Consider the following 12,191-nt stretch of genomic DNA (forward strand, 5'->3'; position numbering starts at 1 on the left):
CACAGCGGGCGTTCTGCGCACCAGGACGGTGCGGCGAAACCGCTTGGTTTATTCAACTCATTGATAACCAGGTGTTTATGTCGATGGCACGGGCCTTGCGAAGGTCCTTGCGTCCCAGTGACAAGGAGTACGGCATGATCCGCACTTATTACGATGAAATGTACGATGGGGCAGGGCAGGTGCGCGCCCATTACCGCGAGTTCGCCCGCTGGCTGGCCGATACCCCTGCCGAACTGCTGGCCCAGCGTCGGCGCGAAGCCGATTTGCTGTTCCACCGCGCCGGCATCACCTTCACCCTCTACGGAGACGAGCAGGGCACCGAGCGCCTGATCCCCTTCGACACCATCCCGCGCAGTATTCCCGCCAGTGAATGGCGGATCGTCGAACGTGGATGTATCCAGCGGGTCAAGGCGTTGAACATGTTCCTCGCCGACCTGTATCACGAGCAGCGCATCATCAAGGCCGGTATCGTGCCCGCCGAACAGGTGCTGGCCAACGAGCAATACCAGTTGGCGATGCAGGGGCTGGATCTGCACCGCGATCTGTATTCCCACATCTCTGGGGTAGACCTCGTACGTGATGGCGATGGCACCTACTACGTGCTGGAAGACAACCTGCGCACGCCCAGCGGTGTCAGCTACATGCTTGAAGACCGCAAGATGATGATGCGTCTGTTCCCCGAGTTGTTCGCCGCCCAGCGCATCGCGCCCATCGACCATTACCCCAACCTGCTGCTCGATACCCTCAAAAGCGCCAGCCCTCTGGATAACCCCAGCGTGGTGGTACTGACCCCGGGGCGCTTCAACAGTGCGTTCTTTGAGCATGCCTTCCTGGCTCGGGAAATGGGGGTGGAACTGGTGGAGGGCGCGGATTTGTTTGTGCGTGATGATCGCGTGTTCATGCGCACCACCGACGGCCCCAAGGCTGTCGATGTGATCTACCGCCGCCTCGATGATGCCTTCCTCGACCCGTTGGCATTCAACCCCGACTCGATGCTCGGAGTCCCTGGCCTGCTTGCGGCCTATCGCTGTGGCAATGTGGTGCTGGCCAATGCCATCGGCACCGGGGTTGCGGACGATAAATCGGTGTATCCGTTCGTGACAGAAATGATTCGTTTCTACCTGGATGAAGAACCGATCCTGCAGAACGTTCCGACCTTTCAATGCCGCAAGCCTGACGAACTGTCCCACGTACTGGCTAATCTGCCCGACCTGGTGGTCAAGGAAACCCAGGGCTCCGGTGGCTACGGCATGTTGGTTGGCCCGGCGTCCACGACGGCCGAAATCGAAGCGTTCCGTGCGCGTATCAAGGCCAAGCCCCACGCCTATATCGCACAGCCGACCCTGTGCTTATCCACCTGCCCGACCTTCGTCGAAAACGGTATCGCGCCCCGGCATATCGACCTGCGCCCGTTCGTGTTGTCCGGCAAGGAAACCCGGGTGGTGCCTGGCGGCCTGACCCGCGTGGCGCTGCGCGAAGGTTCGCTGGTGGTCAACTCGTCTCAGGGCGGCGGCACCAAGGACACCTGGGTGGTCGAGGACTGATGCCATGCTGAGTAGAACTGCCTCGGATCTGTACTGGATGTCTCGCTATCTGGAACGCGCAGAAAACCTCGCGCGTATGCTGGATGTCAGCTATTCGTTGTCGCTGATGCCTCAGGATGGGCGCGGCGATGGCCTGCACGAACTGGCCATGCCGTTGTTGATCACCGGCACGCTGGAGGATTATCACGAGCGTCATGGCGAACTTCATGCCGAACGCCTGCTGCATTTTTTCGCGCTGGATGCGGCCAACCCGGCCAGCATCTACAGCTGCCTTGGCGCCGCGCGGGCCAGCGCCCATGCGGTGCGTGGGCGTATTACCGCCGACATGTGGGAAAACATCAACGCCACTTGGCTGGACATTCGTGACATCGCCCAGCAAGGGCTGAGCCACTACGGTATGAGCCGGTTTTGTGAGTGGGTCAAGGAGCGTTCCCACCTGTTCCGCGGCGCCACCTACGGCACCATCATGCGTAACGATGCCTTCCGCTTTATCCGCCTGGGTACCTTTATCGAGCGCGCCGATAACACCCTGCGCCTGCTGGATGCCCGCTATGAAATGGCCGGCGACCAGGCGGCGGTCAGCGATGGCACCGCTCACGCGTATTACCAGTGGAGCGCATTGCTGCGTGCGCTGTCGTCATTTGAGGCGTACACCGAAATTTATCGTGATGCCCCAGGTGCCCGGCAGGTTGCCGAGCTGCTGCTATTACGTGCTGATGTCCCGCGTTCACTGCGGGCGTGCAGTGAAGAGATCGACCAGATCCTCGCCAGCCTGCCCGGTCTCAACGGCCGCCCGGCCCAGCGCCTGGCCGCCGAGATGGATGCGCGCCTGCGCTTCACCGCCATCGACGAAATCCTTGAGGAAGGCCTGCACGCCTGGCTGACCGACTTTATCCCCTTGGTCCGCCAGTTGGGCGACGCCATCTACAGTTCCTACCTGGAGGCGGCATGAGACTCTCCATCAGCCACGAAACCACCTACCACTACGAAGACCAGGTACGTGCCAGCATTCAATACCTGCGCCTTACACCCCACGACAGTGAGCGCCAGCACGTGCTCAGCTGGCAACTCGACCTGCCGCGCCCGGTGCGCGCCCAAGTGGACCCCTTCGGCAACATCCTGCATGTGCTGACCCTGGATGAACCCCACGACGCCATCATCATCGGCGCCCGCGGCCAGGTAGAAATTGATGAGTTGCGCGAGGCCGAGCACGAAAGCCAGTCGCCCTTTCCGTTTTTGCGCAGCACGCGCCTGACCGAGCCCGACGAAGCCTTGCGCCGGTTTGCCGAACAACACTGCCATCAGCGTCGCGACCGTACGGCGTTGATCGACCTGATGCAGGCCCTCAACCAGGCGATGATCTACACGCCAGGTGCGACTGCCGTCGATACCTGCGCCGCCCAAGCCTTCGCGGGCGCGGCGGGCGTGTGCCAGGACCACACCCATGCATTCCTGGCCTGCGCGCGCAGCCTGGGGATTGCTGCGCGGTATGTGTCGGGGTATTTGTACACCGAAGACAGCGCGCACCTGGCCAGCCATGCCTGGGCCGAAGCCTGGCTGGATGGCGCCTGGTACAGCTTTGACGTGACCAACCAACTGGCCCGTCCGGAGCGGCACTTGAAGCTCGCCGTGGGCCTGGACTACCTCGACGCCTGCCCGGTACGCGGTATGCGCCGCGGCGGTGGGCATGAGCAGATGCATGCCAAGGTATTTGTAGCCCCGACCTTGGTTTCCGTGCAGCAGCAATAAACTTCCTGAGCACAGCAGGCCAGATGTGGGAGGCTTAAGGTTGCTGTTTACGCCCCGCCATATGCTGCAAATACCCCACCAGCAAATCCAGCTCGTGGTCTGGCAACACGCTGGCCGCAAACGCCGGCATCTTGGCCTGTGACCAGTGCCTCAGGCTTTGTGGGTCGCGGATGTAGCGCTTGAGGAAATCGCCGCCGAAATACTCGGTCGGGTTATAGGGAATATTCAGGTCCGGCCCCATTTGCGCATCGCCGGCACCATTGAGGCGATGGCAAGCCAGGCAGTTCTTCTGGAATAACGCAAAGCCTTGGTTCACCGGGTCATCCGCCGCCAGCTTCGGGTCGGGCAGCAAGGCTGGAAAGCGCTCGGCGACCGTCTGCAATTGCTTGATCGTGGAAATCTGGAAGGGCCATTGTTCCGGGCTGATATGCCCGGCTTGGGGGTTGGTCCACACCAGGTAAAACGGCCCGGCGCTGGGTTTGCCTTGCGCCAGCGCCGGCCACGGATGGGCCGGGTCTTCCACGGCCAGCCAGGCGCGTGCACCGGTTTTTTCCAACAAGGGCGCGGCGGTGAGTTCGGCGGCAAAGCCATCAAGGGCAACGGCTTGCAGGTGGTTCGCAGGCTTCAGGCCCGGCAGGAGTACCGCCAGGGGCACCGCGCGATAGGTCATGTTGCGCTTGTAAGACACGTCGTCGACGATTTGTACGTCCTGCGCCTCGGGGTGCTTGAGCAACTGCGCGGTCTGCCAGGTCTTGCTGGCGTGGTCCAGCTCAATGGTCAATTGCGCAGCCGCAGCGGGTAGGCTCAGCAAAGCAGTAAAAAAAGCGAGGATCAGTTTCACGGCACAGGCCCGACGATAAATGGCGATAGCGCACAAGATACCCGAAACGCACAGGTAAAAAGACAGCGCCCGCAACGGGAACGCTAAGCGCAATATCCCGGCAGGTGCTGCCAAACGCTGCTGGCCCGATGCTGTGTGAGCACGAAGACCGGATGCTGGATCGTCACCCGATAACCTTGGTTAAATTGGGCAAGATCAGAATCAGTGTGGTGGCGAACAGAATAAGTCCCGCCTGACGTACTTTCGAATGTTTGAACATGGCTGACTGCCTATTTGTTGTTATTCCTGAGCGTCAAATGCGTGCCGGTTTATTTCAGTATCGCGAGATGACATTGCACTTTTCTTACAACTGCTCCAGCAAAACCCGGCAGCAGTGTCCTACAGGTTCAACCTTAGAGCGCCCGATCTTCTTCGCTTAGATCCATTTCATATCAACTAATCAGCATTTGCGCTAAAAACGGCATGAGGCTTATTGCCATCTTGGCGCGAGCCCTAGGGCTAGACAGCTAAAACGATTAATCAGGTAATTCCCGTAGCTACCTACCGTTCGTCCGAGCGAGGGGGTCAAAAGCAATGAGCGCATCCGTCATTGAAACCGTGTCAATCGGGCCTAAGGTAGGGGCATACACCCACAGCGGTTCGAGGATGTCATGACCCAAGCTTTGATCTTTGATGCGATACGCACGCCCCGGGGCAAAGGCAAGGCCGATGGTGCCTTGCACAGCGTCAAGCCGGTAAACCTGGTGGCCGGCTTGCTCACGGCGCTGGCACAACGCAGCGACCTCGACACCCGCCAAGTGGATGACATTGTCCTGGGCTGCGTCACGCCGGTGGGCGACCAGGGCGCCGATATCGCCAAGACCGCCGCCCTGGTAGCGGACTGGGACATCAGCGTCGCCGGCGTCCAGGTCAATCGCTTCTGCGCCTCGGGGCTGGAAGCAGTCAACCTGGGGGCAATGAAAGTGCGTTCCGGCTTCGAAGATCTGGTCGTGGTGGGTGGCGTCGAATCCATGTCCCGCGTGCCCATGGGCAGCGATGGCGGCGCCTGGGTGCTCGACCCGCAAACCAATATGCACAGCCACTTCACCCCTCAAGGTATTGGCGCTGACCTGATTGCCACGCTGGAAGGGTTCACTCGCCAGGATGTGGACAGCTTTGCCCTGCAGTCACAACAGAAAGCCGCCAGGGCCCGAGCGGACGGTTCCTTCAGCAAGTCGCTGATCGCGGTGCAGGATCAGAACGGCATCGTGCTGCTGGATCATGACGAATTTATCCGTGGCGACTCCACCCTTGAAGGCTTGGGCAAGCTCAAGCCCAGCTTCGAAATGATGGGCCAGATGGGCTTTGATGCTACCGCGCTGCGGGTCTACAGCCATGTGGAACGCATTGACCATGTGCACACGCCGGGCAACAGCTCCGGCATCGTTGATGGCGCGGCATTGATGTTGATCGGCTCCGAGGCCAAGGGGCGCGAGTTGGGCCTGCAACCGCGGGCGCGCATTGTGGCCACGGCAGTCACCAGCACCGACCCGACCATCATGCTCACCGGCCCCGCACCGGCGACCCGCAAGGCACTGGCCAAGGCCGGCCTGCGGGTAGAAGACATCGACCTGTTCGAAGTCAACGAAGCGTTTGCCTCGGTGGTGCTCAAGTTCATCAAAGACATGGGCATCGACGCCGCACGGGTCAACGTCAACGGCGGCTCCATCGCCATGGGTCACCCATTGGGCGCCACCGGTTGCGCAATTCTCGGCACCCTGCTCGACGAGCTGGAGGTGCGCCAGCAACGCTACGGCCTGGCCACCCTGTGTGTCGGCGGTGGCATGGGAATCGCCACCATCATCGAACGCCTCTGAGCCCAAGGAATTTGTCATGACCGATGCCATTCGTTACGAAAAAGGCCAGGACCAGATCGTGGTACTGACCCTGGACATGCCCGGCCAGAGTGCCAACACCATGAACGCCGTCTACCGCGAAGCGATGGCGGCCACCGTCACGCGCCTGGAAGCAGAGAAGGACCAGATTGCCGGGGTGGTGATCACCTCGGCCAAGAAGACCTTTTTTGCCGGTGGCGATCTCAATGAACTGATCAAGGTCGACAAGGCCCACGCCAAGGATTTCCATGACAGCGTGCTGGTGTTGAAGGCGCAGTTACGCCGCCTGGAAACCCTCGGCAAGCCGGTGGTGGCCGCGATCAATGGCGCGGCCTTGGGCGGCGGCTGGGAAATTTGCCTGGCCTGCCATCATCGGGTCGCGCTGGACGACAAGTCCGTACAGTTGGGCCTGCCCGAAGTCACCCTTGGCCTGTTGCCGGGCGGCGGCGGGGTGGTGCGCATGGTGCGGATGCTGGGCCTGGAAAAAGCCCTGCCGTATTTGCTCGAAGGCAAAAAAGTCCGGCCAGCCCAGGCCCTGCAAGCCGGCTTGATTGATGAACTGGCAGCCGATCGCGAGCAACTGCTGAGCAAATCCCGTGCGTGGATTCTCGCCAATCCCGAGGCCAGGCAACCCTGGGACAACAAGGGGTATCAGATCCCTGGCGGCACGCCGTCCAACCCCAAAGTCGCGCAGATGCTCGCCATTGCCCCGTCGATTTTGCGCAGCAAAACCCATGGCTGCTTCCCGGCACCGGAGAAAATCCTCTGCGCCGCCGTTGAAGGTGCCCAAGTGGATTTCGACACCGCACACCTGATCGAAACCCGCTACTTCACCGAACTGGTGACTGGGCAGGTGGCGAAGAACATGATCGGCACCTTCTGGTTTCAGCTTAATGAAATCAATGCCGGCAGCTCACGCCCACAGGGTTTTGCCCCTCACGTCACCCGTAAGGTCGGTGTACTCGGCGCTGGGATGATGGGTGCGGGCATCGCCTATGTCAGTGCCTGTGCGGGGGTCGAGGTGGTGCTCAAAGACATCAATCTCGCCGCCGCCGAAAAAGGCAAAGCCCATAGCTCTGCCTTGCTGGACAAGAAAGTCAGCCGTGGGCAATTGACCGCCGAACAGCGCGAAGCCATCCTGGCGCGCATTCACCCTACGCAGGATGACGCTGACCTGGCCGGCTGTGACCTGATCATCGAGGCCGTGTTCGAAGAGCGCGAACTCAAGGCCAGGGTCACGGCGGCTGCGCAAAGCGTGGTCGGTGCCGATGCGGTGATCGCCTCCAACACTTCCACCTTGCCCATCAGCGGCCTGGCCACGGCGGTGCCGGCCCCATCCAGGTTTATCGGCCTGCACTTCTTCAGCCCCGTGGACAAGATGCCCCTGGTGGAAATCATCAAAGGCACCCACACCAGCGACGAGACCCTGGCCCGCGGTTTCGATTTCGTCCTGCAAATCAAGAAAACCCCGATTGTGGTCAACGACAGCCGTGGCTTCTTCACCTCGCGGGTCTTCGGCACCTTCACCAACGAAGGCATTGCCATGCTCGGCGAAGGCGTGGCCGCGCCGATGATCGAGACCGAAGCGCGCAAGGCCGGGATGCCGGTGGGGCCGCTGGCGGTGTCCGATGAAGTGTCCCTCAGCCTGATGAGCCATATCCGACAGCAAACCGCCAAGGATCTGCAGGCCGAAGGCAAGGCCCTGCCGAACCATCCGGCGACGGCAGTGATTGATTTGCTGGTGAATGAATACAAGCGCACCGGCAAGGCGGCGGGCGGCGGTTTTTACGATTACCCCGCCGGTGGCCAGAAGCACCTGTGGCCAGAGTTGAAAACCCGGTTCGAACGGCCCGGCAATCGAATTTCACCCCAGGACGTGCGCGACCGCTTGCTGTTTATCCAGGCCATCGAAACCGTGCGCTGCGTGGAGGAGGGCGTGTTGATGTCCACGGCTGACGCCAACGTCGGTTCGATCTTCGGCATCGGCTTTGCCGCGTGGAGTGGCGGCGCGCTGCAGTTTATCAACCAATACGGGCTGAACGATTTTGTCGCCCGCGCTCGTTATTTGGCCGAAGAGTATGGGGAGCGCTTCTCGCCACCGGCGTTGTTGCTGGAGAAAGCGGCACAGGGCGAAGTGTTCGGCTGAGCAAAATGTGGGAGCGGAGCTTGCCTTGAGGGTGTATTTCAAGGCAGGCTCTGGGGTGTGCAATATTCCCATCGCCGTGTCAGGTATTTTTTATGTCGCTACGCGTCTGCATCCTGGAAACCGATATCCTGCGTCCAGGCTTGATCGATCAGTACCAAGGTTACGGGCAGATGTTCAAGCGCCTGTTCGCCAAGCAACCGATTGCCGCCGAATTTGTCGTCTACAACGTGGTGCAGGGCGAATACCCGCCGGATGACGAGGTGTTTGACGCGTACCTGATCACCGGCAGCAAGGCCGACTCGTTCGGCACTGACCCCTGGATCCAGACCCTCAAGACCTATGTGCTCAAGCGCTACGAGCGTGGTGACAAGCTGCTGGGTATCTGCTTCGGTCATCAACTCCTGGCATTGCTGCTCGGCGGCAAGACCGAACGCGCGAGCCAAGGCTGGGGCATGGGCATCCATGATTACAAGCTGGATGCCAAGGCCCCATGGATGAGCCCCCAGGTGCCGGAACTGACGCTATTGATCAGCCATCAGGATCAGGTCACTACCTTGCCGGAAAATGCCACGGTCATTGCCTCCAGTGAGTTTTGCCCGATTGCCGCTTACCACATCGGTGACCAGGTGTTGTGCTTTCAGGGGCACCCCGAATTTGTCCGGGACTATTCCCGCGAGTTGTTGGAGATTCTTCAAACAACCCTGGGGGAACAGGTCTACACCAACGGCGTTGCCAGCCTGGACCGCGACCACCACGGCGCAACCGTGGCGGAGTGGATGATGCGCTTTGTCGCGCACAAGCCGGATACCGCGGCCTAAAGCCAGCCTGAACGCTTGAAGCTGGCCCACAAACCGCCACAGCCCACAGCGATAAACCCGAGCACCGCAAAATAGCCGTAATGCCATTGCAGCTCGGGCATGTTCTGAAAGTTCATCCCGTAGATCCCCGCCACCGCCGTGGGGAACGCCAGGATCGCCGCCCACGCGGCGAACTTGCGCTGCACCACGCTCTGGCGCGACGCCTCCAGCAACACACCGATCTCGATGGTCTGGCTGGCAATGTCGCGCAGGGTGGTGAGGTCTTCCATCTGCCGCGTAACGTGGATTTGCACATCGCGGAAATACGGGCGCATGTTCTTGTCGATAAACGGGAAGCTCAGCTTCTGCAACTCCTGGCTGATTTCCACCATCGGCGCCACATGACGCTTGAGCCGCAGCACGTCACGACGCAGGCCGTGGAGGTGCTGGATATCGCGCTCATTGAGTGAGCTGCACAATACGTTGCGCTCCAGCTCATCGATCTCGGCGTGGATCGCTTCGCTGACCGGCTGGTAGTTTTCGGTGACAAAATCCAGCAGCGCATAGAGTACGAAATCTTCCCCATGCTCCAGCAACAGCGGCCGCGCCTCACAGCGTTGGCGCACAAAACCGTAGGACGCCGAGTGACCGTTGCGTGCGGTGATGATGTAGCCGTTGCCGGCAAAAATATGGGTTTCGATAAACTCCAGCTTGCCGTTCTCGCGCACCGGTGAGTAGGTGACGATAAACAGCGCATCGCCGAAGGTTTCCAGCTTCGGGCGGCTGTGTTTTTCCATGGCGTCTTCAATCGCCAGTTCATGCAGGTTGAACTGGTGTTGCAGGTTGTTCAATTCCTGGGCGCTGGGCTCTTCCAGGCCGATCCACACAAAGTGACCGGGCTTGGCTGCCCAGGCCGCGCCTTCATCGAGGGTGATATCCGAGACTTTTTTTCCGGCGCTGTAGACGGCCGCCGCAACAACTCTACCCATGGTGCTGATCACTTCTTATAAGAGGACAGATGTTGGGCAGCTTAGCCTGAATGGCGTTCCGTTGTTGCTGACTGACATTGCCCATTCCTTTGTAGGAGCGAGCTTGCTCGCGAAGATCATCAACGATGACGCAGCGCTATCAGATGACTCGCGTCGCTTACACGGTTTTCGTGAGCAAGCTCGCTCCTGCAAGTTCACGGTCCATTGTTTCAATGCATGCGGTCATTTGCGCGTGACAGTCCAGCATCAATTGAGGGATGTCATCTACCGTCATGCCAGTGGTAGGAATCGGCGGCAACGACCGTATCAGCAATTCCCCGCTGTTCCAGCGGTTGAGCTGCATCTGCGTTACATAATTGCTGACACACACCTGCACGATAGGCACGCCGGCCGCAATCGCCATATGAAACGCACCTTTCTTGAACGGCAACAGCCCTTTACCCAGGTTGCGCGTACCCTCCGGGAACACCCAGATCGATGTGTCCTTGTGTTGCAAGGTCTGGGTGGTGGTGAGCATGGCGCGTCGGGCCTTGTGCGCATTGCCGCGGTCGATCAGCACATTGCCCGCCAGCCAGAACAACTGGCCGAACAGCGGCACCCATTTCAGACTTTTCTTGGCGATACATACGGTGCGGTGCGGCACTACATTGCCAAGTACAAACAGGTCGTAGTTGGACTGGTGGTTGGCGATCACCACACAGGTGCCGGGCTTGTTGCGCAGCGAGTCGACATCCGTCTTCACCTTCAGGCGCAAGATCCACATGGCTGGCAATGCGTAAAGGCGGGCGCAGAGGCGGCTGTTGTCCGGATTGAATGGCCGGCATACCCCTAAAAGTACGCCCAATACCCCGGCGATCATAAAGTGCAGGCCCATCAACAACATACGTAACAGAAAAAGCATCGAAACGGCCCATCGGAACAAAAGGTGGCGCAGTGTACGGATGTGCACTGTATTGGGCAATTGCCCCACAGATGTAGGAGATAGGCGATGTTTAAGCGTATGTTTCTACGCATGCCAGTAGCGGCTGCCCAGAGCGGCTACAGATGTTTCGGGTTTATTTGTAAGAAAAAGCCCGATACTAGATCGGGCTTTGATAAAGCAGGCGTAGGAGTTAACTCAGGTTATGGCCTTGATCCTGGATGATTGCTTCGTCCAGAGCCTCCAGCAGCGCCCGGCGCACTTTTAACTTGGTGTGCTTGTGAGCGTTCATGTTGATCTTCTTCAACTGCCGCGCCGCCTCCAGGGCTGCCGCGTGCAATTCTTCCGGTGCCACGACCTTATCGAGGAAGCCTGCTTGCAAGGCGCCTTGCGGATCAAACATTTCGGCATTGATCACCGACCGATGAAATGCCGACTTGCGCAGACGATCCCGCGCCAGCTCGATACCAGCGTGATGCATGGTCATGCCGATTGCCACTTCATTCAGACCAATGCTGAACGGGCCTTCCACGCCAATGCGATAATCCGCCGACAACAATAAAAACGCGCCCTTGGCCACCGCATGCCCAGGGCACGCCACGATCACCGGGAACGGATGCGCCAACAAACGCCGCGCCAGGGTCGAGCCCGACGTCACCAGGCTGATCGCCTCTTTAGGGCCGGCGGTCATCACCTTCAAATCATAGCCACCCGACAAAATTCCCGGCGTACCCGTGATGATCACCACTGCCCGATCTTTCTCGGCCTGATCCAGCGCAGCGTTGAATTCGCTGACCACCGCCGGAGAAATGGCATTGACCTTGCCGTTGCTCAAGGTCAGGGTCGCGATACCGTCTTCGAAATGGTAGGCAATCAACTCACTCATGACGCGGTTCCTTGTAGGGCTTGTTATAGAGAGAATGCAGCAGACGTTACCCACCGCGCCCGCCTGGGTAAAGCGCCGTGACTGACTACCCGGTCAGGCTTTTCCTCAATCCCCAAGGGTAGACGCCCCGCGGCACAGCGCAGCAGTCCCGCAAAACTGGTGCCGGGCCTGCCCAAGAATGGCAGAAACACCGCCCGTTATCAGGCGCGCCACGGCATAACCGTCTAACCGCATGAAAATTCTGAAAAAAACCTTTGCCATCAGAAAGGCTTTCGACTACATTAGCGCGCCTCGACAGACTGAACTGGTTTGCCGAGATACGGTGAAGTGTCCGAGTGGCTTAAGGAGCACGCCTGGAAAGTGTGTATACAAGAAATTGTATCGAGAGTTCGAATCTCTCCTTCACCGCCAAATTCGATGTAAACAAAACCCCTGGTTTCGAGAGA

10 protein-coding genes and 1 tRNA gene are annotated in these 12,191 nt (G+C 59.6%); 7 read left to right on the plus strand and 4 right to left on the minus strand.

All coding sequences use genetic code 11. The features are described 5' to 3' along the window. The first annotated feature begins 134 nt into the window (after positions 1-134). The 3 genes from QMK52_RS14505 to QMK52_RS14515 are packed head-to-tail and all read left to right on the plus strand — an operon-like array spanning position 135 to position 3,293. On the plus strand, positions 135-1,544 hold the full coding sequence (locus QMK52_RS14505) for a circularly permuted type 2 ATP-grasp protein (RefSeq protein WP_005790454.1): 1,410 nt from the start codon (positions 135-137) through the stop codon (positions 1,542-1,544). Between the two features lie 4 nt (positions 1,545-1,548). Further along, positions 1,549-2,496 (plus strand): alpha-E domain-containing protein, encoded by a 948-nt coding sequence (locus QMK52_RS14510; RefSeq protein WP_005790452.1) that lies wholly within the window; start codon positions 1,549-1,551, stop codon positions 2,494-2,496. Beyond that, complete coding sequence (locus QMK52_RS14515; RefSeq protein WP_005790450.1) at positions 2,493-3,293, plus strand: transglutaminase family protein; 801 nt, start codon at positions 2,493-2,495, stop codon at positions 3,291-3,293. Before QMK52_RS14510 ends, QMK52_RS14515 begins: the two co-directional genes overlap by 4 nt. Positions 3,294-3,327: 34 nt before the next feature. Here QMK52_RS14515 and QMK52_RS14520 read toward each other — a convergent pair whose 3' ends face one another. After that, positions 3,328-4,134 (minus strand): cytochrome c, encoded by an 807-nt coding sequence (locus QMK52_RS14520; RefSeq protein ID WP_320403004.1) that lies wholly within the window; start codon positions 4,132-4,134, stop codon positions 3,328-3,330. A 650-nt stretch (positions 4,135-4,784) separates the two neighbouring features. Between QMK52_RS14520 and QMK52_RS14525 the strand changes: the two genes are divergently transcribed. The 3 genes from QMK52_RS14525 (at position 4,785) to QMK52_RS14535 (ending at position 8,972) form a co-directional block, all read left to right on the plus strand. Then, positions 4,785-5,990 (plus strand): acetyl-CoA C-acetyltransferase, encoded by a 1,206-nt coding sequence (locus QMK52_RS14525; RefSeq protein WP_194438953.1) that lies wholly within the window; start codon positions 4,785-4,787, stop codon positions 5,988-5,990. A gap of 16 nt (positions 5,991-6,006) precedes the next feature. Beyond that, complete coding sequence (locus QMK52_RS14530) at positions 6,007-8,154, plus strand: 3-hydroxyacyl-CoA dehydrogenase NAD-binding domain-containing protein (RefSeq protein ID WP_320403005.1); 2,148 nt, start codon at positions 6,007-6,009, stop codon at positions 8,152-8,154. A gap of 92 nt (positions 8,155-8,246) precedes the next feature. Next, positions 8,247-8,972 (plus strand): amidotransferase, encoded by a 726-nt coding sequence (locus QMK52_RS14535; protein WP_320403006.1) that lies wholly within the window; start codon positions 8,247-8,249, stop codon positions 8,970-8,972. Here the strand turns inward: QMK52_RS14535 and QMK52_RS14540 are convergent. The 3 genes from QMK52_RS14540 to QMK52_RS14550 all read right to left on the minus strand — a co-directional run bounded on the left by QMK52_RS14540 (position 8,969) and on the right by QMK52_RS14550 (position 11,745). Continuing rightward, the gene (locus QMK52_RS14540; RefSeq protein WP_194438949.1) at positions 8,969-9,940 is read right to left on the minus strand and encodes a magnesium and cobalt transport protein CorA; all 972 of its coding nucleotides are present in this window, start codon (positions 9,938-9,940) and stop codon (positions 8,969-8,971) included. The two genes, QMK52_RS14535 and QMK52_RS14540, sit on opposite strands and share 4 nt — an antisense overlap. Positions 9,941-10,097: 157 nt before the next feature. Then, positions 10,098-10,841 (minus strand): 1-acylglycerol-3-phosphate O-acyltransferase, encoded by a 744-nt coding sequence (locus tag QMK52_RS14545; RefSeq protein ID WP_005790438.1) that lies wholly within the window; start codon positions 10,839-10,841, stop codon positions 10,098-10,100. 211 nt (positions 10,842-11,052) lie between these two features. Then, positions 11,053-11,745, minus strand: a complete 693-nt coding sequence (locus tag QMK52_RS14550) for a crotonase/enoyl-CoA hydratase family protein (protein ID WP_057014743.1) — start codon at positions 11,743-11,745, stop codon at positions 11,053-11,055. A 321-nt stretch (positions 11,746-12,066) separates the two neighbouring features. Here QMK52_RS14550 and QMK52_RS14555 point away from each other — a divergent pair. Then, positions 12,067-12,156: transfer RNA gene (locus QMK52_RS14555), tRNA-Ser, on the plus strand. Positions 12,157-12,191 lie beyond the last annotated feature (35 nt).

The sequence above is a fragment of the Pseudomonas sp. P9_2 genome (assembly GCF_034008255.1).
Taxonomy (GTDB): Bacteria; Pseudomonadota; Gammaproteobacteria; order Pseudomonadales; family Pseudomonadaceae; genus Aquipseudomonas; species Aquipseudomonas synxantha_A.